This is a genomic window from Mesomycoplasma conjunctivae (assembly GCF_000026765.1).
GTDB lineage: Bacteria > Bacillota_I > Bacilli_A > Mycoplasmatales > Metamycoplasmataceae > Mesomycoplasma > Mesomycoplasma conjunctivae.
Genome location: NC_012806.1, coordinates 796,447 through 816,917, shown reverse-complemented (window position 1 = coordinate 816,917; position 20,471 = coordinate 796,447). Strand labels below are relative to the sequence as shown.

Annotated in this window: 19 protein-coding genes, 8 tRNA genes, 1 rRNA gene and 1 other RNA gene; 26 read left to right on the top strand and 3 right to left on the bottom strand. The window is 29.7% G+C overall.

All coding sequences use genetic code 4. The annotated features are described in order from the left end of the window. Positions 1-65 precede the first annotated feature (65 nt). An RNA gene (gene rnpB, locus MCJ_RS03645) (RNase P RNA component class B) lies at positions 66-340 on the top strand. An 86-nt stretch (positions 341-426) separates the two neighbouring features. On the opposite strand, the gene MCJ_RS03385 is transcribed toward rnpB, so the two are convergent. Further along, positions 427-1,890 (bottom strand): TrkH family potassium uptake protein, encoded by a 1,464-nt coding sequence (locus tag MCJ_RS03385; protein WP_231833523.1) that lies wholly within the window; start codon positions 1,888-1,890, stop codon positions 427-429. A gap of 120 nt (positions 1,891-2,010) precedes the next feature. Between MCJ_RS03385 and MCJ_RS03380 the strand changes: the two genes are divergently transcribed. The 14 genes from MCJ_RS03380 to rpmB all read left to right on the top strand — a co-directional run bounded on the left by MCJ_RS03380 (position 2,011) and on the right by rpmB (position 13,252). Beyond that, the gene (locus tag MCJ_RS03380; RefSeq protein WP_012751889.1) at positions 2,011-2,706 is read left to right on the top strand and encodes a potassium channel family protein; all 696 of its coding nucleotides are present in this window, start codon (positions 2,011-2,013) and stop codon (positions 2,704-2,706) included. A 179-nt stretch (positions 2,707-2,885) separates the two neighbouring features. Further along, positions 2,886-2,991, top strand: a 5S ribosomal RNA gene (rrf, locus tag MCJ_RS03375). Between the two features lie 29 nt (positions 2,992-3,020). Next, positions 3,021-3,863: a DNA-binding protein WhiA gene (whiA, locus tag MCJ_RS03370; RefSeq protein ID WP_012751887.1), complete on the top strand. Its 843-nt coding sequence runs from the start codon at positions 3,021-3,023 to the stop codon at positions 3,861-3,863. A gap of 2 nt (positions 3,864-3,865) precedes the next feature. Further along, positions 3,866-4,660, top strand: coding sequence for a Bax inhibitor-1 family protein (locus MCJ_RS03365; protein ID WP_050731560.1), 795 nt, complete (start codon positions 3,866-3,868; stop codon positions 4,658-4,660). Positions 4,661-4,666: 6 nt separating this feature from the next. Then, positions 4,667-5,221 (top strand): inorganic diphosphatase, encoded by a 555-nt coding sequence (locus MCJ_RS03360; protein ID WP_129622011.1) that lies wholly within the window; start codon positions 4,667-4,669, stop codon positions 5,219-5,221. A 184-nt stretch (positions 5,222-5,405) separates the two neighbouring features. Then, positions 5,406-6,755 carry a BMP family ABC transporter substrate-binding protein gene (locus MCJ_RS03355; protein ID WP_041594559.1) on the top strand — a complete coding sequence of 450 codons (1,350 nt, stop codon included), beginning with the start codon at positions 5,406-5,408 and terminating at the stop codon, positions 6,753-6,755. A gap of 65 nt (positions 6,756-6,820) precedes the next feature. Next, positions 6,821-8,350: an ABC transporter ATP-binding protein gene (locus MCJ_RS03350; RefSeq protein ID WP_012751883.1), complete on the top strand. Its 1,530-nt coding sequence runs from the start codon at positions 6,821-6,823 to the stop codon at positions 8,348-8,350. A 157-nt stretch (positions 8,351-8,507) separates the two neighbouring features. Next, a complete protein-coding gene (locus MCJ_RS03345; RefSeq protein WP_162009558.1) occupies positions 8,508-10,025 on the top strand; it encodes an ABC transporter permease in 1,518 nt (505 codons plus the stop codon). Continuing rightward, positions 10,025-10,954, top strand: a complete 930-nt coding sequence (locus MCJ_RS03340) for an ABC transporter permease (RefSeq protein WP_012751881.1) — start codon at positions 10,025-10,027, stop codon at positions 10,952-10,954. The genes MCJ_RS03345 and MCJ_RS03340 overlap by 1 nt, the downstream gene beginning before the upstream one ends. A 70-nt stretch (positions 10,955-11,024) precedes the next feature. Continuing rightward, a complete protein-coding gene (locus MCJ_RS03335; protein ID WP_012751880.1) occupies positions 11,025-11,588 on the top strand; it encodes a thymidine kinase in 564 nt (187 codons plus the stop codon). A gap of 227 nt (positions 11,589-11,815) precedes the next feature. Continuing rightward, positions 11,816-12,472, top strand: coding sequence for a translation initiation factor IF-3 (gene infC / locus MCJ_RS03330; RefSeq protein ID WP_012751879.1), 657 nt, complete (start codon positions 11,816-11,818; stop codon positions 12,470-12,472). Continuing rightward, on the top strand, positions 12,465-12,659 hold the full coding sequence (gene rpmI, locus MCJ_RS03325) for a 50S ribosomal protein L35 (RefSeq protein ID WP_012751878.1): 195 nt from the start codon (positions 12,465-12,467) through the stop codon (positions 12,657-12,659). Before infC ends, rpmI begins: the two co-directional genes overlap by 8 nt. A 20-nt stretch (positions 12,660-12,679) precedes the next feature. Next, entirely contained in the window at positions 12,680-13,054 is a 375-nt protein-coding gene (gene rplT / locus MCJ_RS03320) for a 50S ribosomal protein L20 (RefSeq protein ID WP_012751877.1), read from the top strand. Positions 13,055-13,057: 3 nt separating this feature from the next. After that, complete coding sequence (gene rpmB / locus MCJ_RS03315; protein ID WP_012751876.1) at positions 13,058-13,252, top strand: 50S ribosomal protein L28; 195 nt, start codon at positions 13,058-13,060, stop codon at positions 13,250-13,252. Between the two features lie 56 nt (positions 13,253-13,308). Here rpmB and MCJ_RS03720 read toward each other — a convergent pair whose 3' ends face one another. Together MCJ_RS03720 and plsY are read right to left on the bottom strand one after the other, a co-directional pair. Next, complete coding sequence (locus tag MCJ_RS03720) at positions 13,309-13,455, bottom strand: hypothetical protein (RefSeq protein WP_012751875.1); 147 nt, start codon at positions 13,453-13,455, stop codon at positions 13,309-13,311. Positions 13,456-13,914: 459 nt separating this feature from the next. Further along, a complete protein-coding gene (gene plsY / locus MCJ_RS03310) occupies positions 13,915-14,589 on the bottom strand; it encodes a glycerol-3-phosphate 1-O-acyltransferase PlsY (RefSeq protein WP_012751874.1) in 675 nt (224 codons plus the stop codon). A 130-nt stretch (positions 14,590-14,719) separates the two neighbouring features. On the opposite strand from plsY, the gene MCJ_RS03305 reads away from it, so the two are divergent. The 11 genes from MCJ_RS03305 to rpoB all read left to right on the top strand — a co-directional run bounded on the left by MCJ_RS03305 (position 14,720) and on the right by rpoB (position 20,466). Beyond that, positions 14,720-14,796: transfer RNA gene (locus MCJ_RS03305), tRNA-Pro, on the top strand. A 4-nt stretch (positions 14,797-14,800) separates the two neighbouring features. Further along, positions 14,801-14,877: transfer RNA gene (locus MCJ_RS03300), tRNA-Ala, on the top strand. Between the two features lie 5 nt (positions 14,878-14,882). Continuing rightward, a tRNA-Met gene (locus tag MCJ_RS03295) sits at positions 14,883-14,959 on the top strand. Between the two features lie 18 nt (positions 14,960-14,977). Beyond that, positions 14,978-15,054, top strand: a tRNA-Ile gene (locus MCJ_RS03290). Between the two features lie 3 nt (positions 15,055-15,057). Continuing rightward, a tRNA-Ser gene (locus MCJ_RS03285) sits at positions 15,058-15,148 on the top strand. Between the two features lie 18 nt (positions 15,149-15,166). Continuing rightward, positions 15,167-15,241, top strand: a tRNA-Met gene (locus tag MCJ_RS03280). A gap of 1 nt (position 15,242) precedes the next feature. Continuing rightward, positions 15,243-15,318: transfer RNA gene (locus MCJ_RS03275), tRNA-Asp, on the top strand. 1 nt (position 15,319) lies between these two features. Further along, positions 15,320-15,395: transfer RNA gene (locus MCJ_RS03270), tRNA-Phe, on the top strand. 372 nt (positions 15,396-15,767) lie between these two features. After that, on the top strand, positions 15,768-16,265 hold the full coding sequence (rplJ, locus tag MCJ_RS03265) for a 50S ribosomal protein L10 (protein ID WP_012751873.1): 498 nt from the start codon (positions 15,768-15,770) through the stop codon (positions 16,263-16,265). 53 nt (positions 16,266-16,318) lie between these two features. Continuing rightward, the gene (gene rplL / locus MCJ_RS03260) at positions 16,319-16,681 is read left to right on the top strand and encodes a 50S ribosomal protein L7/L12 (RefSeq protein ID WP_012751872.1); all 363 of its coding nucleotides are present in this window, start codon (positions 16,319-16,321) and stop codon (positions 16,679-16,681) included. Positions 16,682-16,812: 131 nt separating this feature from the next. Next, the gene (gene rpoB, locus MCJ_RS03255) at positions 16,813-20,466 is read left to right on the top strand and encodes a DNA-directed RNA polymerase subunit beta (protein WP_012751871.1); all 3,654 of its coding nucleotides are present in this window, start codon (positions 16,813-16,815) and stop codon (positions 20,464-20,466) included. Positions 20,467-20,471 lie beyond the last annotated feature (5 nt).

Sequence of the window (20,471 nt, the reverse complement as noted above, 5' to 3'; positions counted from 1 at the left end):
ATTTTCTTGTTTTAAAATTTAAATAAAGAAAATTTAAATACCTTAAAAATATAGTATAATAAAGTAGCATAAGTTAATTGCTGCTTTTTAAAAAAGTAGAGGAAAGTCCGCGCTAGCACTACCTGAGATGGTAGTAGTGTTCATGTTGGATCTAAGAAATCCAAGCCTAGACGACAAGTGCCACAGAGACGAGCTTATTAAATTAAGGTGAAACGCGGTAAACTCCATGAGCTAGAAACCCAAATTTTGGTAGGGGAGTTCAACTAGAGGAATTCAACAATAGTTGAGAGGTTTTTAACCTAGATAAATAATTAACTAATACAGAACGCGGCTTATTAATGCAACAAAAAACAACACCAAATAGTGTTGTTTTTTGTTTTAAATTATTAAAATTTAGATCCAAAAAAGCTATAAATTTATAGGATTTTAGCCAATAATGACATCTTCTTCGATATATTTATGAGAAGAACGTTCTATAGTGGTTCCTCTTCAAACAAGAACAGAAGAGCTAACCCCTAATTGACCAATTACCATTATTAACATAAAACAAAATTGTGTTACTGGTGGTAAAAAGCGAATTAAACCAGTTGATAAACCAGTGGTTCCAAAAGCTGAGCTAACCTCAAAAATAATGTGATGTATTTCAAATCGAAAAGCGGGATTATTTTGATTTAAATTATTTATTTCATCTAATGAAACAGACGAAATAAAAATTAAAGTTAAGTTTAATATAATTGATACTACAAAAACGATAGCAGAAGCACTAACTCTTTCATTACTAATTTTTCTTTTAAATGTATAAATTTCTTTTAAATGTCTAAATTTAGCAATAATTGCTAAAATCAAAATTCAGAATGTGGTCACCCTAATTCCACCTCCCGTTGAAGAAGGAGCCGATCCAATAAACATTAAAATTGAACTTAGAAAAACGCTAGGTGAGGTTAAAGTGTTGACATCAAAAATGGAAAATCCGACAGATCTTGTTGAAAAATTATGAAATAATAAAGCGAATAATTTGTTAAAAGTATTTCCACTAGAATTTAGATTTCAAAAAGTTTTTGTTTTAGTAGTCACTTCAAAAATAATGAATAATGTATAAGAAATTACTAAAATAGTAAAGTAACTGATTAAAGATATTTTTGTAAATAAAGAAAAACTAAAAGCTTTTTTCTTCTTAGTAAAGACTTTATTTTTAAAATAAATATAAAAATCATAAATAACTGGGTAACCAATCCCACCTAAAACTGTAAGCAAAATAAAAAGTGTTTGCAGAAAATAATCGCTATAATAAGGTTCGAAACTATTTCCACCAACTAAATCAAAACCAGCATTATTGAGTGCAGAAATTGTATGAAAAATTCCAAATCTGATTGAAAGTCCTATATTTTTATAGGGATTTTGATTAATTGGAAATTTATGAGCAGGGGCTTCATAGGAATAAAAATGTATTGATAAGATAAAAGAAAAAACAAAAATTATAATTAAAAAAAAGTAAATTGTTGTTTTAATAACACTTTTTAGTTCACTTATTTTGTTAGAAGAGCGCTCAATTTTTAAAATTTCACGGCTAACTATACCTAACTTGAAACCAAAAATGTAATTAAAAATAAAAAATTTAATTGCAAAAAAGCCAACCCCGCCTATAAAAATCAAGCAAGCAATAATAATTTGCCCAAAAACACTAAATGTTGTTCCAGTATCTACTAAAGAAAGTCCGGTGTCACTAAAAGCTGAAACCGAGGTAAATAAAGCTTTAAAAAAACCAATATTTTCCGCATTTGGTAAACGAGCTCATGGTGTGCTTAAAATACCAGCACCAATTAAGATGATGGTTAAATATGTAAAAAAAATAATTTGTATGGTTTTAATCTTTGAATATAATAATTTCAAGATTTTTAACATTTGCTTTTTCATTTTGATAGTTTATAAATTATAATAATAATTTTAACTAGATAACAAAAATAAACATAAAATTGTTATTTTTCTTTTTTTGTTTTAAAATATAAGCAAATGAAAAAATCAAATATTTGTGTAATTGGCGCTGGTCGACTAGGTCGAGCCGCTATTGAAGAATTAGCACATGCAAATCATAATATTATTGTCATTGATAAGCAAGAAGACAATCTAAAATTTATAAGAAGTTTTGCTACTATCAATCCAATAATAATGGATGCTAGTGACATTGAAACTATGAGATCTGAGGTAGGCCTAGAAGATATTGATACCGTAATTGTAACTACTTCTAACAACGCAGAAATTATTGCTACTATCTTGGAACTAAAAAATGAAATTAATCGTGATCAGCAATATAATTTAAAAATTGTAGCCCGTGCTGTCAACAAAAGACATGCTCGAGTGCTCAAGCAAATTGGAGTTGATTGAATTATTAGTCCTGAAGAAGAAGCAGGAATTAAAATGGCTCTTCTTACAGTTAATAATGAATTTTTAAACTACGCTGATACACTAAAAGAAGTCTCTGGTGGATTTTTCATTGGTAGCACCATAGTTCGCTCGCCACAATTTATCAATAAGACTATTAAAGAAGTTAATTTAAGCAAATTCGGGGTTAACATTGTTATTATCAAAAGAAATAATGACATATTGCTACCTTCTGGAAACACTATTATATATAAAGAAGATGAATTAACTATAATTGGTAGAATCGGTGATGTGACTAGTGCTCTTGAAAAATTAGAATCAAAATAGCAAAATAGTAATAAAATTATGAAAATAAAACACAAATTTGTTTCTAAAATTTATTATTTTTCTTGTTTTTTGCTTCCAACAAGCCCGCAAATAGGTGCTTTTTTGCCCCAAACAAGAAAAATATAAAAAAAAATAAAAAATTTTCTTGGTTTATTTTTTTTTAGTGTATAATATTGTACATAAGCAACGATAGCAAAAGGGATCACCTGATACCATTCCGAACTCAGTAGTTAAGCCTTTTAACGCCGACGATACTAGAAATAGGAAAATAGGAAGTTGCTTTTTTTTATTTTTTGAAAAAAAGGTTGTTCAAAATGAGTTTTAGCCAAAGTGTAAAAATAGAAATTCTAAACAATAAATTAAGTAAGAAAAAAACACTTTCTTTATTGCAGGGTTTGATTTTTACATCTTCTAGATTCGAAAATGAACACTTATATATAATAAGATTAAATAAAAGTATAATTTCTGAAACAATAAGAGAATTGTTGCGCTCAAAAAATATTCAATTTTTTTGAGCGCAAGCTAATAGAAACTGAATTGTGGTTCGACAAAAAGATGTTGATATTGAAAGCCAACCAGCTGACATTCAATCTTTTTTTGCCGGACTATTTTTAGGTGGTGGCTCAACTTCTAGTCCAAAAGCTAAAACTTATCATCTAGAAATTAGTTTTATGAATTTTGAGCGCTTTCAAAAGATTGTTAACCTTTTGAAACTCAACAACTTGGAAGTTGATTTTCACAGTATTGTACGAAATAATAAAAATATTATTTACTTAAAAAAAATTGATCAAATTATCTTTTTTTTACAAATTATAGGCGCTGTTGAACACAGTTGGCAACTTGAAGAAACAAGATTAAATCGCGATTTTAAACTAAACAGTAATAGATTAGTAAATTTTGATTTTTTCAATACGAAAAGACTTGTCGAAGCTGCTCGTAAGCACATTTCTTATTTTCATTACATCCAAGAAAACAACTTAGAATTTCGTTTTAGTAATGAAGAGCTAACTTTTTTTAAAATTAGAAAAGAAAATCCTGAATATAGCTTACAAGATATTGCCAATATTTTAAAAAAAGACTATAATATAATAAAGACAAAAGGTGGATTAAATCACTGATTAATAAAATTAAAAAAAGTTGTTAATGAAAGGAAGTAAAAATGTTAAATTTTAGATCTAATAGAATAACTTACAACATGGTATCAACAGATACCAAAATTAAAACAGACAAGCTTCTAGCTTACTCTTTAATGTGGCTAGGATCAGCAATTGCTTTGATTGCAATTTTAAGTTTTGCTATTATTTCCTCACCACGATTATTTAAATTGTATTTAGATATTGTTGGTATTGGCGGAAAAAAACTCGACATCAGGTTAATAATAATATTTATTGTGACAATTGTATTAAATATAGGAATTTTCTTTTTTATATCAAAAACGGCTTTAAAACAAAAGCCTCACACAGCCGTTTTGGCTACTTTATACTTTATTTTAATACTATCAAATTCCATCTTTTTACCTTTTGTTTTTGCTCAATATATAGCAAGAGGGCAAGCTGCAAATATTTTAATTGCTTTTTTTGCAACAGGCGGAATTACTATATTTATGGGTCTTTTAGGTTATTACAAAATTATTAATTTTGGTAAATTAGTACCACTATTAATATTAGGAATTGTAGTCGAAGTTATTATAGGTATTACTTCACTTTTTGTATTTAATAGCCTTTTAACTACCATTTATTTAGCGCTAGGTTTTGGAATTTCTGTTTTAATGATTGGTTACCAATTTTGACAAATCAGAAATCAAGGTAGTTACATTTTAGCTAATTATGCTGATGATGAAAACTTAAATCGTATTATGTTAAGATTATCTATCTTATATGGAATAAATTTATTTTTTGCAACCATAAGAATATTTTTAGCTACTTTAAGATATCTTGACTTGTTAAAAAAATAGGAGGCTATAATGAACAATATTATCAATGTTGATATTGAAATTAGTGCAAAATCAAACATTAAATATGAGTTTGATCGCAAAAGCCAAAAACTTGTAGTTGATCGTATTTTAAGAGGTGAATTTGTTTATCCAGCAAATTATGGTTCTATAGAATCAACACTAGATTGAGATGGCGACGAGCTAGATGTTTTAGTTTATTCCAATCAATCTTTTATGCCTGGTGTGCGTTTACAAGCTAGAATAGTAGGCGCGATGCAAATGATTGATGATGGCGAGATAGACACTAAATTAATTGCTATTCACCACGATGACTACCGTTTTGATCACATACAAAAATTAGAAGATCTTCCACAAGAATGACTAGATAGTGTTAGATACTTTTTTTCCAATTACAAAAATTGAAAAAGAGTTGGTATTACAAGTGTTTCTGGATTTCAAAACACAGAATGAGCTCTACAAGAGTTGAAAGAATGTAGACAACTTTATGACAAATATAGTCATTTAGAAAAAAAAGATTTTATTTCAAAAATGAGACAACTTCATCCTGAAAAATATTTATAAAAATTCAATGAATATTTAAACACCATGCTAATTGGTGTTTTTTAAATTTAAAAAATTATCAAAATAAATTTGCTATTTTTTGTCAAAAAATTCAAAAATTGAAAAAGTTGCTATTTATTTTGAAATTGCAGGTTTTTTATTGTAAAATAAGAATATATTAAATTAGTTTATGGAAAGAGAACAGATGAAAAAAATTAAAAAATTTTTTGGACTAGGTCTACTAGTCCCTCTAAGTGGAATTGCACTAGTAGCGTGTGGAACTCCTAATAATCAAACACCTTCTAAGGAAAAAGAAGGCGCTACTCAAGATCAAGGAACAGGATTTTCCCAACCAGCTGTTGATAAATTAGCTCAAGATAACAAAGCTAAAATTGAAACTACAGCCCAAGATAATAACAAACATTTCAAAACTAATTTTGCATTGGTTACTGCCGATGGAACAGTTTTTGATGGCTCATTTAATCAATCAAGTTTTGAAGCAATCAAAAAATTTGTGTCCTTAACTAAAGACAACGCAAAACAAAGACACATTGATTTTGCAACAGCTAACCTATCACAAACATATACTAGTTTACTAGTTACTGAAGCAAATGTATGAGTTCTTTCAGGATTCCAACATGGTAATGCAATCGAAACCTGATTAAAACAGGGTAATAACCTTGAAAGCTTTAAAACTAAAAACATTATAATTATTGGAATTGACTGAGCACAAGCAACGGACAGCTCAATTCCAAACGGAAGAATGATCTCAATTCAATATAATGTTGAAGAAGGTGCATGAATTGCCGGATATGCAGCTGCTGATTTTCTAGCAGCTAAATATCCAAATGATGAAAATAAAAGAAAATTAACATCATTTGGTGGTGGTGATTTCCCAGCTGTTACTGATTTCATTGTTGGATTTTTAACAGGGGTTAAAGCTTACAATGAAGAAAATGCAAGCAAAAAAACTAAAGTAAGTTCATCAACAATTGATCTTACCACTGGTTTTAATGCTTCAGCTGCTGAATCAGTAACTAAAATTTCTTCAATTTCAAATGCTGGTGATCCAACTATCATCTTCCCCGCAGCAGGTCCACAAACTCAAAATGTACTAAACGCAATTAAGGGAAAATCAGATAAATATGTCATTGGTGTTGATGTAGATCAATCTAAAACTTTCAAAGGTGCAGGAGAATCAGAAAAATTCTTCACCTCAGTTGAAAAAGGTTTAGGAACCTCTATTTTCCAAGTAGCAACTGCTTTATTTACTAAAGAAAATGAATCCAAATTACTTGGTGGATTTCAATTTAATTCTAAAAATGGTGTTGTTAAATTAGGTTACCACGACTTATTTACCAATGTTTCTCCAAATGCTCTAACAGGTGATGATAAAACTTTAGCTGAAGCTTCAATTAAAAAAGCTGTTGACAAATTTAAACAACTAACTAATTCAAAAGAATCCGAAGTTAAAACTACCTTAAAAATCAAAACAGCTACCCCTGGACAAGGCTCAACCATTCTCAGTGAATTGATACAGGAAATTAACAAATAATATCGCTATTATAATAAAATTCTGGTTTAATTCCAGAATTTTATTTTCATTAGTAATTTTGTAATATGAATAATACACATTATGCGATTGAGTTTATAAATGCAACCAAAAAATTTGGTGAATTTTATGCCAACGATAACATTAATATTAAAATTAAACATAATACAATTCATGCAATTATAGGTGAGAACGGGGCTGGAAAATCAACTTTAATGTCTTCTTTATTCGGAATTTATACACTAGATTCAGGAGTTATTAAAATTTATGGAGTTAATTCTTTTATTAACAATCCAAATGAAGCTGGTGAATTAGGAATAGGGATGGTACACCAACATTTTAAATTAGTAGGTGATTATACTAATTTAGAAAATATCATTTTAGGAAACGAAATTCATAACAAAGGTTTTATAGATTTTCAAACTGCTAAAACTAAAATAGAAATTTTACAAGATAAGTATTCACTTCATTTTGATTTAAATCAAAAAACTGCGGATGCCAATGTTGCCACACAACAGAAAATTGAAATTTTAAAAGTATTATATCGAGATGCTGAAATTTTAATTTTTGATGAGCCAACTGCGGTTTTAAATCCACAAGAAATTGAAGCTTTTTTGCAAATTTTAAAAGTTTTTGTGCAAAATGGTAAAACTATTATTTTTATTTCCCATAAGCTAAATGAAGTCAAATCTGTTGCTGATAGTGCCACTGTGCTGCGTCATGGTAAAGTTGTCACTACTTTTGATTCACTAGAAAACATTGAAATTGAAGATTTATCAACTGCAATGGTTGGTCAAAAAGTAGTTATGGCCAAAAATAATCAAGATAACAATTTTAGTCAAATCGGACTTTCTTTAGAAAATATTTCTGCTAAACATCATAAGGAAATTTCCAATATTTCCTTTGATATTTATAAAGGTGAAATTTTAGCAATTGCTGGAATTGAAGGTAATGGTCAAGAAGAGCTTGAGTTTGTCATCAATGGTATTATTAAACCAAACTCAGGTAAGATAATTGCTTATGATTCAGACAACCAACCTATTGAGTTAACCCATTTAAGTGTTGCCAAAAGAAAAGATTTAATCTCTTATGTTCCTGGAGATCGACACAAATATGGCGTTGTTTTAGATATGAATAATTTAGATAATTCAATACTAAGAAGCCTAAATAGTAAAGAATTTATCAAACATAGTTATATAAAGCCACAAGCTGTAAAATCATTTTATAAGAAAATGGTTAAAGAATTTGATGTAAGAGGTGACGAGCAAGGAATTAAAAATATTCGTTTGCTCTCTGGTGGAAATCAGCAAAAAGCTGTAGTTGCTCGTGAGATGTTATCGCCACATGAAATTTTAGTTATAATTCAACCTACACGGGGGCTTGATATTGGAGCAATTAACTTAATTCACGAAGCAATTTTGCAAGAAAAAAAACAAAATAAAACAATTTTATTAATTTCTTTTGAACTTGATGAAGTATTGTCACTAGCCGATTCAATTATTGTTATGAATAAAGGACAAATAAGTAAAAAATTTAAAAGAAATGAAATTGATCGAAATCAAATCGGATTATTAATGGGAGGTATTTATGAGCAATAATTTTTTAACCAAGTTTAAAAAATTTCACTTTGGTTATACACAAAAAACCGCTATTCAAAAAATATATTCTTCTTTATGAGCTATATTTTTTGGCTTAATTCTTTCCTCTATTTTTATCGGATCTTTTGGTTATAATCCTTTCCTGGTCTTTAAACAAATGATTTTTGATATTGCTTTTTCTCCTTTTCAACAAAGAAATTTTGTTTTAACTTTAGTAGTTTTTTTAGTGGCTAGTGTAGGTGTCGGAGTAGCTTTTAAAGCTGGTTTGTTTAACATAGGTATTCCTGGTCAAATGATGATTTCAGGCTTGTTTTCTCTTCTTATTATGTTTAATTTGAAGAATTTGAGTGTTCATAGCCGACTATTTTTAGGAGCTATAATTGGTATTAGTTCCAGTGCTCTGATTGGGACAGTTGTAGGTATTCTTAAGGTTTATTTTAGAACCAACGAGGTTATATCAACTATTCTCATCAATTGAATTATTTACTATATTTCTAAATTTTTTATAGAAATAAAATCTGATAAATTTGAGTTTTTTAACAATAGTTCACCAAATACTTCAATTAGTATTAATGATCCAGCTTTTAGTTCTTCTTTTTACAACACTTCTGGCTTTGCAATTTTAATTTTAGTTTTAATTATTATAGCTATTTTAGGAATATGATTTGTTGTTGAAAAAACAAACATTGGATTAAAAATTAAAATTATAGGTCAAAATAAAAATGTTGCACTCTATAGTGGTATTTCTGAAAAGAAAGTTATTATTTACACTATGGGTTTTTCAGGAATGCTAGCTGGTGTTGGTGGATTTTTATGATATGTTTTTAATAAACAAAATATGTTTTTAGATTCAGGACCACTTCCAGAAGGTTTTAATACTATTTTAGTTTCTCTATTAGCATTTAATTCACCAATTGGAATAATTTTTTCTTCACTTTTCTATTCAATTATTTATTTTGGTTCTTCTTCCTTGCAAGTTTTTGGTTATTCTGGTTTAGATAGCCAAACTTCACAAGTTTTTGTTGGTCTTATCATATATCTTTCAGCAATTTCTACTATCTTTTTAGATTTTAAACCTATTGCTAAATTAAAAGAGTTGTTGATTTTGTGAAAAACAAAAAGGTATTTTGGTAAACAAAGTATTAAAAAATTAGATCAAGTACTAAAAAAACAAAAACTCGTAAAACCTATAAATTTATACGAAAAACAAGAATTTTTAACAAAAAAACTCACTCATTACATCAATGATTTTGATGAAAATAGTTCTTCTATTCTTGCTAAATATATAAAAATTCAGATTTGGCAAATTCAGCTATATTTTGTTGAAAAAAAGATTGCAAAATCTAATATATCTAATTTAAAAGATAAATGAAAAATAATTAAAAAAGACATTAAAAATAACTTTTCACTTGTCTTAAATAAGAATAGCACAACTGATGAAAAGTTGCAATATTTTGAAAAACTTGCACTTTATCGCAGAGAAAGTAACCAAAAACTAAAAGATCTTGGTTATTATGATTTAAAAAATAATTTCAACTTACATAAACAAAAAATTGCTGAAAATAGAAGGAATTTTCTATCAATTAGAGCAAAATTAATTAAAGAAAACGCTAATTTTAGTTGCTCTTTTAAAGACAAAATAATAAAAAAATCTAAAACAAGAAAGGACTTATAATGGTTATAATTCCAATAATTACATATTTTATAGTCTTCTTTTGTGTACTACTAATTGGTGCCTTTGCCGGTTTCTTTAGTGAAAAATCCGGAACTGTTAATATTGCAATTGACGGGATGATGATTATAGGAGCTACTTTCTATGGTTTACTAGGTCAACAAATCCAAAATCCTTCAATGTGAATGCAACTTTTTCTTTTACCTTTTAGTGCAACTTTGACTGCTCTTTTTGCAGTCTTACACGGCTTTATCACTATAAAATTAAAGGGAAATCACATCATTTCTGGTGTGGCTATGAATTTATTAGCGGTTGCAATTTCAGTTATTTTTATTAAAATTTTTGGTGTTAATCAACAAAAATTTAACTCACCAGTTAATGAGCTCACAGTTGGAGCTGATATCCAAAATGATTGAACTAATATCATTTCATTTAAATTATTTCTAACTTTAGCAATGATAGTAGTTATTTATATCGTCTTTAAAAAATCTAGATGAGGACTTCATTTTGCTGCTGTTGGTGAAAATCCCCATGCTGCTGCTGCTGCTGGAATCAATGTGAATAAAATTAAATGAATCGGGGTTTTAATTTCTGGTTTTATTGCTGGTTTAGCAGGAGGTATTTACTTTCAATATGCAACATCAACTTTTGTTGGCAATGTCGGTGGTTTAGGCTTTTTATCCTTGATTATTTTAATTATGGGACGTTGAAAAACCCTTCCTATTGTTGGTGCAGCATTACTATTTTCTTTCTTATATTCTCTTTCTATTAATATTGGAACTGGAACTGGGGTCTTTGAAGCATTAAGAGATTATTCCAACATTATTTACATTAGCCCTTATTTAATCACATTAATTGTTCTTGCTATTAGTTCTAAACGTGATTTTGCACCTAAGTTTTTAGGTATCCCTTATGATAAATCTTTAAAATAAATTGTTTTTATACATTTTTGTTATACACTTATAAGAGCGAACAAAAAACAAACTAAGAAAGGCTAAATTGATGTATAAAAAATTTTTTGAAGGTATCATTGAAGTAATTACTGGGCCGATGTTTTCTGGCAAATCTGATGAGCTAATTAAGCGTGTGCGAACACTTTCTTATGCAAATATCAACACTTTAGTGGTTAAACCTAAAATTGATGATCGCTGAACAACTCATGAAATTGTTTCGCGATCAGGTGCTCGTATTCCCACATTTAATGTTCAGGATACACAAGAAATTAAAGCACTTTTTGAACAAGGCGATTATCAAGCAATAGCTGTTGATGAAATTCAATTTTTTGAAAATGAAATCATCAAATATCTAGATGATTTAGCAAATAAAGGTATTCGAGTAATTGCTAGTGGCCTTGATCAAGATTATGCTCGAAATCCTTTTGGCCCACTACCCCAATTAATGGCACTAGCTGAAAGTGTAACCAAATTACAAGCCATTTGCAATATTTGTAAAAGAGCAGCTACCACAAGTGCACGAATAATAAACTCTAAAGAACAAACATTTATCGGTGACAGTGAAGAATATCAAGCAAGATGTCGCGCTTGTCATGGGAAAAAGAAAAAATAATTTCGCGTTATAAATTTAAGGTTTTTGCTTTTAAAAAAAGTTAAATATATTATAATATTTATAGCAATTTTATATTGCAGAAAGAAGATTCGCTCTCACCTGATGGTCAAATGACTGTAGGTTCAGCCTGACAATATTTAAAATATATTTTGTCAATTAAGCGATTCATATCGCTTTTTTTATTTTATGATTGAGAGATGAATAAAATTTAAGGAGAAAGTTTTATATTGAACTTAAAAAATTTTTCTCGTTCAAAACCAACTCAAGAACATCAAATTAATGAAAATATCCGTTTCCCTTTTGTTTTTGTTATTGATTCTGATAATGAAAAAATAGGAAAAATGTCAACAGATGAAGCTGTAAAAATGGCCAAAAATAAAGGTATGGATTTAGTTTTGATTGCCATTAAAGAGATAAAAGATAAAGAAGACGATGAAAAAGTTGTCAAAATCCCTGTTGCTAAAATTCTTGATTATGGTAAGTTTCGTTATGATAGTAAGAAAAAGAAAAAACTTGAAAAAGAAAAGCAATCTTTTACTAATAATCGCGAAATTCGAATATCCTTTAATATTAATTTACAAGATATTAAAATTAAAGCCAAAAAAGCCAAAGAATTCTTACTAGATGGAGATCGTGTCAAAGTTGCACTACGTTTCCGCGGGCGAGAAATTACTAAAATTGAGCAAGGAAAACAAGTTCTTGACTCATTTTTTGAAGAAGTAAAATTCATTGCAAAACAAAGCAAAGAAGTTAATCAAAGTGGTAATTTTTTAAATATGCACCTTGAAAGAGACAAGAAAAAAATTCCAAAAATCACCTCTTCAAAACAACTTAAAGAATTGTTAGAAATTGAAAAAGAAATGCGAGAAAATCAAGATGCCTAAAATTAAATCTAAAACCAAATCAGCAATTACTAAAAGAATTAAAGTAACTGCATCTGGAAAAATTAAACACAAACATGCTTATCGCTCACATTTAGCACAAAGTAAATCAACCAAACAAAAAAGACAGTCTCGAAAAGCAACAACACAACACTCTTCAGACTTTAAAAGAATTAAAGACTTAATATAATCAATTAAAGGAGACTTATTATGAGAGTAAAAGGTGGTACAGTTACTAGACAAAGAAGAAAAAAATGACTCAAATTAGCTAAAGGTTATTGAGGTCATAAATCCATAGGTTACAAAGTTGCAAAACAAGCAGTTGTAAAATCATGAACTTACGCATTTCGTGACCGTAAACAAGTTAAAAGAGATTTTCGTAAACTTTGAATTAGTAGAATTAATGCCGCTTCCCGCAATTATGGGATGACATATTCACAATTAATGAATGGTATTAAACTTGCAGAAATTGATATTAATAGAAAAATGTTGTCTGAATTAGCAATTCATCACGAAGAAGCTTTTGCACAAATTGTTAAATTAGCACGTGATGCAAAAAATAAAGTAGCAAAAGAAAGAGATTAAAATATGGCACGTAGAGACGATTTAACTTTTAAAGGACCTTTAAGCGGTAACAACCGTTCACATGCATTAAATGCAACCAAAAGAAAATTTAATTTAAACCTTCAAAAAGTTGTGATAACAACAAGTAGTGGTCAAAAAATCAAACTAAAAGTTAGTGCTAAAACTAAAAAAACTTTACGCAAGCAAGGCCACATTTAATTTAAAAGCCCAACATAGTTCTATTTTGCTATGTTGGGCTTTTTTTAAAATCCAAACTATCTTTTATATTCAGAATGGTTTGGATTTAATTGGTTTGATCTATTATCCTGTGAATCCTTGTAATTAGAATTGTTTGGATTCATAGAATCTGATCGTTGATCATTAGATCTTCGATCATTAGGGCCAAAATTAAAATGACTCATAATTCCATCTCCTTTCTTTTAACTCAAGATAAATCTTGAGCCAATTACATTATACTTTTTTTTTTTTTTCAAAGAAGCTGGTCAATTTTTTAAATGATAGATAAAATTCAAATAAAAAAATATCTAAATATATACAAAAAAAGAAACTGTAAATATATAAAATAAAAGGTTTAAAAATATTTATTTTATATAGTAAATTAGCTAGTCAAATAAAGTTTTTTTCTAAGAAAGTTAACTAAAAAATATGATGAAAAACATTTGAATACAAATAAATCATCAAATAAGAAAACAAAGATTATTACAAACTAATTATTAAAGATTAGATGAGAAAAAAATTCAATAATATAAATGATAAATTTATAAGAATTAATTAAAGTTTTCTAGAAGACTAAAATGTAGAAAACCTATAAAAATAAAGAAATTACAACACTACAATCATAATATTGTGTTAAATATTATTTATTTAATATTTCTCTTTAAATTTAATTTTGCTTCATTACCTTTTCACAAGCGAATTATGTTAGAGCGGTGGGCAAAAATGACAAATAATTGCGCTACTAAGATAACTATTGAATTTGTATAAAATGCTTGACTTTTATTGTTTAAAAATCCTAATATTCCATATGTCATTCAAGGTGTTAATAAAATTAGCGCTAGTATTATTGGGCTAATAATTGAAGCTAAAGAAACATAGCGACTCCAAACTACTATCGTAATAAAAATTATCGCACCTATAATTATTATTAAAAGATTACTTGCCATTAAACAACCTAAAATACATGCTGCACCCTTTCCGCCTTTAAATTTATGTCATACTGGCCAAATATGACCAACAACAGCTCCCAATCCTGCTAAAATCGGAATTAATGATTCTAAACCAGGAACGAAAAACATAAATAAAAAAGAAATTAAAACACTTAAATAGGCTTTAAAAGCATCAGCAATCAAAGTCATTAAACCCATGGTCTTCCCATACACGCGCAACATGTTGGTTGAACCAGCATTTTTTGAACCATATTTTCTAATATCATCAGTATATTCTATTTTTGAAAAAGTGATAGAAAAGTTTATAGATCCAATTAAATAACCTATTAAAATAAAAATAATATTAAAAAAAATTTCTAAAAAGTTCATATCTATTATATAATTATAATGTTTTTTAAATTAGTTGAGCTAAAAAATAAAAATCATTATTAATTTATTTTAATTTTTTAAAAATATAGTATAATTAATTTTGCATTTTACACCAATATAAAATTATTTTGGAGAAGTAGCTCAGCTTGGTAGAGCGCTACGTTTGGGACGTAGTGGTCGCAGGTTCGAATCCTGTCTTCTTCACCATTTTGGGGGGGTAGCTCATCTGGCTAGAGCGCCTGTTTTGCACGCAGGAGGTAGAGGGTTCGACTCCCTTCCTCTCCACCATTTATGGCTCTATAGCTCAGCTGGCTAGAGCGTCCGGTTCATACCCGGAAGGTCAAGAGTTCAAGTCTCTTTGGAGCCACCATAAAAATTAAAATTCATTGGACTTATAGCTCAGTTGGTTAGAGCAACCGGCTCATAACCGGTCGGTCACTGGTTCGAGTCCAGTTGAGTCCACCAAAAGGGCAATTACCCAAGAGGCTGAAGGGACTAGTCTTGAAAACTGGCAGGGGTGTTAAAGCCCGCGGGGGTTCGAATCCCTCATTGCCCGCCAAAAAAAAAAAAAACATATAGCGGAGTAGAGCAGTGGTAGCTCGTTGGGCTCATAACCCAAAGGCCGTAGGTTCAATTCCTACCTCCGCAACCATGGTCTAGTGGTAAAGTGGCTAATACGCCTCCCTGTCACGGAGGAGATCGCGGGTTCGATCCCCGTCTAGACCGCCACGGCTCTGTAGCTCAGTAGGTAGAGCAACGGTTTGAAGCACCGTGTGTCACTGGTTCGATTCCTGTCGGAGCCACCATATCTTGTAGTAAGACTCCTTTTGGGATTTTTATTCAGCAAACCCGAACTTGTTATTAAATTATTTAAATTTTTGTTAGAAACCCTAATCCTAGGGTTTTTTATTTTTTTTATTTTCTTAAAAAAGTATTCTATTTTTGTCTAATAATCTATTGATTTTTTTAGAAAATTTTACAATAATGACAACATTTTAATTTTTTAAAAATGCTTTTATATTTTAGCTATATTTTTGTTTTTGTTTTTTTCTTTTTTTGATATAATTACAAACTTGCAATACATAGAGATAATAACTGCACTTTATGCTTAATTCGTTATTTGAATGTATAGAAAGTATTGCATCTTATTATAAAAAAATTAAGAAAGGGGTACAAATTTGAACAAATTTAGAGCGAAAAAAGAACAAACAGTTGCTGAAATTAAAACACTTTTGCAAAGTTCTTCTTCATTAGCGATTGCAGAATATCGTGGTCTAACAGTTAATGAACTTGAAGATTTAAGAAAAGAGTTAAAAAGTTCAGGTACTTTTGTAAAAGTTTATAAAAACAGACTTTTTAAAATAGCAGCTCAAGAATTAGGTTTTGAAGGTTTAGCAGATAGTCTTGTTGGGCCTAACCTTTTTGCTTTTGGATCCACAGATGCAATAGCTCCTGCTAAAATCATTTTTAAAAAATCCAAAGATCAACCTATTTTAGTGTTGAAAGGTGGAATTTATGAAAATCATGTTGTTTCAAGTGCGGAAATTCAAGAAATAGCTACTCTACCAAACTTTGAAGAAGCATTGACCATGCTTGCTTCATCACTACAAGGTGGATTGAAACAACTTGCAATTGGACTTCAATTATTAATTGATGAAAACAAACTTCAATCATAATATATTAAGATAAATCAAAAAAGTAAATTAAAAAAATACAAGGATATACCATAATGGCAAAAATTACAAGAGATCAATTTATTGAATCATTAAAAGAAATGACAATTAAAGATGTGATGGAATTAGTTCAAGCATTAAAAGATGAATTTGGAATTGACCCATCAGCAGTTGCAGTTGCAGCAGCTCCTGCACAAGCAGAAACAAAATCAGAAGTTAAGTTAACACTTAAATCAGCTGGAGCATCAAAAGTTGGTGTTATTAAAGTTGTTAAAGAGTTATTAAATTTAAGCTTAATGGATGCTAAAAAATTAGTTGATGCTGCACCTTCAGTATTAAAAGAAAATATTAAACCTGAGGAAGCTGAAGAATTAAAAGCTAAATTAACTGAAGCTGGTGCTGAAGTTTCTATTGACTAATTTTAAAATATTATTAATATAAGAGTTTATCAACTTTATAAAAAAATGACATTTTAATAATGTCATTTTTACACTATTTAAATAAAAACAACTTATAGGTTGCATTAAACTCAAGCACAAGGAGAGTCTTTATGGAACATATTTTTAAAGAAAAAACATTTGGTATTTCAACTCAAAGAAGATTTTATGCCAAAACTAAACACACTCTTGAAACCCCAAATTTTTTAGATTCTCAAAGAGAATCATTCAAATGATTTTTAGAACAAGGTATAACTGAGGCTTTTAACAAAATATTCCCTGTTTTTTCTACTAACGGGAAATTTGAAATTCAATTTCAACCCGGTTCAATAGAGATTGAAAGACCTACAAACGAATATGAAAGCATAAGAGAAGCTAAACAAAAAGGTAAATCTTATGTTTGTAAAGTTTATGCAACCCTAATTAAGGTTCATGTTGAAGACGGTGAGGTTGAAACTGATAGAATTTTATTAGGTGAAATACCTTACATGACTCATGGTGGAACCTTTATTATTAATGGTTTTGAAAAAGTTGTAATTTCACAATTAATTAGATCACCTGGTGTTTGTTTCCGTGAAAATGTTAGAAATAGACAAGCAGATGACCTTTTCAATAAAGTGGAAATTATTCCTCAACTTGGACTTTGAATCGAAATTTTCCACAAAGTTACAGGTCATACAGTAGATACTGTTAAAATAAGAATTAATAAGCATAAAAATATTCCTCTAATTGCTTTCTTGAAATCTCTTGGTTTTACAAATGAGACAATTAGAAAATATTTTGGTAATTCTGAGGAATTATTAGAGTCACTAAAAAAACACAAGTTAGAAAAAACTGAAGATAACTTAGAACATATTTATAGAATTATTAGAAAAGATGACCGTATTACTGAAGAAGGTCTCAAAAATCTAATTCCATCTTTAATTTTTAGTGAACGTCGCTATAATTTATCAGCAACTGGCCGTTACATGCTAAATACCAAACTAAATCTTATAGATAGAATTATTCAAACTTATTTAGCTGAAGATCTCTATGATCAAGATGGACAACTACTTTATGCTCAAGGAACCTTTATTAATCGTGAAATGGCCTTAGACATTCAATCTAAATTTGAAGATGGGACATTCCCGATGTCACAGGTTGAAGGTATTGATCAAAGTGTTTATGGAAATCAACTAAAAATTAGTAGAAATCGTGATTTAGCTAAAAGAATCAACATTATTCAAGTTAAAGTTTGACCTAACAAAAGATCAATGACTCAAAAATTAGAGCCAGTTTTAGTAATTGGAAATGATCCGCATTCTACTGAGACTATATTGTTAATATCAGATGTTATCGCCATTGTTTCTTATTACTTTAATATAATTCACAACATTGGTAAAAATGATGATCCAGATTCACTAATTAACAAAAGAATTGTAAGTGTTGGTGAATTATTACAAAATCAGTTTTTAATAGCTTTAAGTAAAATTGAAAAAAATACTAAAGAAAAAATTTCTTCTAAGGGAGAATCAGACAAAATCACTGTTAAAACTGTTATTAACAATAAACCTATTTACAATCAGTTTAAAAACTTTTTCAATTCATCTAAATTATCTCAATTTATGGAACAAATTAATCCATTAGGAGAAATGGCTAACAAACGGAGAGTTACTTCTTTGGGACCTGGAGGTCTTAATAGAGAAACTGCACAATTCGAAGTTCGTGACGTTCATGCTACTCACTATGGACGAATTTGTCCTGTTGAAACCCCAGAAGGTCAAAATATCGGTTTAATTCTCAACTTTAGTGTCTTTGCAAAAACCAACCCTTATGGATTTATTTTGACCCCTTACTACAAAGTTACCAATAAAGTAGTAGATTATTCTAAACCGCACTGATTGACAGCAGCTGAAGAATTTGGTTTAGCTTTTGCTCAATCTTCAATTGCAATCAACGAAAAAAACGAAATTATTGCTGATAAAGTAACAGTAAGAAAAAATCAAACTTATTTAGTTGTCGATGCTAGTCAAGTCGATTACATCGATGTTTCTTCTATGCAAATGACTTCAATTTCAGCAAGTGCGATTCCTTTCTTAGAAAACAACGATGCTAACCGTGCTTTGATGGGTTCTAACATGCAGCGTCAAGCAGTGCCACTTTTAAAATCCGAAGCACCTTTAGTAGCAACAGGAATTGAATCTGATGTTGCCCTTTATTCTTCTACTAACATTCGCTCTGAAGTCGACGGTGTTGTCAGCTTTGTTGATGCCAAAAAAATTGTTATTACTGACTATGAAGACAAACAACATACATATTTCCTACGTTATTTTGAAAAATCTAATCAAGAAACATTGATTATTCAGCATCCAATTGTCAAAGTTGGCCAAACTATTAACAAAGGTGACTTAATTTGTGATGGACCTTCAACTGATAATGGTGAACTAGCTTTAGGTAAAAATGTTTTAGTTGCTTTTTCTACCTGATATGGTTATAACTATGAAGATGCTATTATTATTAGTGAAAAATTAGTTAAAGATGATGTCTTTACTTCCATTCATATTCAAGAGCAAACAATTAAATTCCGTTCTTCCAAAGCCGGAAACGACATTTTAACAGCCGATCTTCCTAACTCATCTAATCGTTCAAAAGCCCACCTTGATGCAAATGGAATTGTTCGAATTGGATCTGAGGTTAACACCGGGGACATTCTTGTTGGTCGTACCTCACCAAAAGGAGAAGATAATCCAACACCAGAAGACAAATTAATGTCAGCTATTTGGGGTAAAAAAACTTTACAACAAAAAGACACTTCACTGCGAGTAAAACACGGTGAAGGCGGAACTGTTATTGATGTACAAATAATTTCTCGTGATCTTGGTGACAACTTAGAAGACGGTGTCGGAATGATTGTCAAAGTTCTTGTTGCCCAAAAAAGAAAAATCAAAGTTGGTGATAAAATGGCCGGACGTCACGGAAACAAAGGAGTTGTTTCCATTGTTCTTCCAGTTGAAGATATGCCATTTTTAGAAGATGGAACCCCAGTAGACATTTTACTAAATCCACAAGGTGTGCCTTCGCGGATGAACATTGGTCAAGTTTTAGAACTACACCTTGGTTTTGCAGCCAAAAAATTAAATACTAAATTTGTAACTCCAGTTTTTGATGGAATCAAATTGGAGACCATGCAAGAACTCTTCCGTGAAGCTGGGATTCCCGAATCTGGTAAATTTACTCTATACGACGGAATTACAGGTCAACCTTTTGACAACAAAGTCTCAGTTGGTTACATGTACATGTTAAAATTACAACACATGGTAGACGACAAGATGCATGCGCGCTCTGTTGGTCCTTATTCACTAACTACCCAGCAACCTCTTGGTGGAAAATCACAAAATGGTGGACAAAGATTTGGAGAAATGGAAACATGAGCACTTGAGTCTTTTGGAGCTAGTTCTGTTTTATCTGAAATTCTAACTTATAAATCTGACAATATTCAAGGGCGTAACAACCTTTATAACAACTTAATTTCTGGTGGTAAAATTCCCAAACCAGGAACTCCAGAATCCTTTAACGTCTTAGCGTATGAATTACGTGGTTTATTAGTTAAATTAGAAGTACATAAAAAACAAGATGCACAAGAAGAAGAGCTTGAAATTCCAAACAAAATCGAATATGCTGATATCGAAGAAGAAGACTACCCATTTGAACAATTACAAGATGAAGGTCGTCAATTTGCAGGCTTAGAAGATAGCGATGATGATGAAGATATTGATGATTTTTCATAATAAAA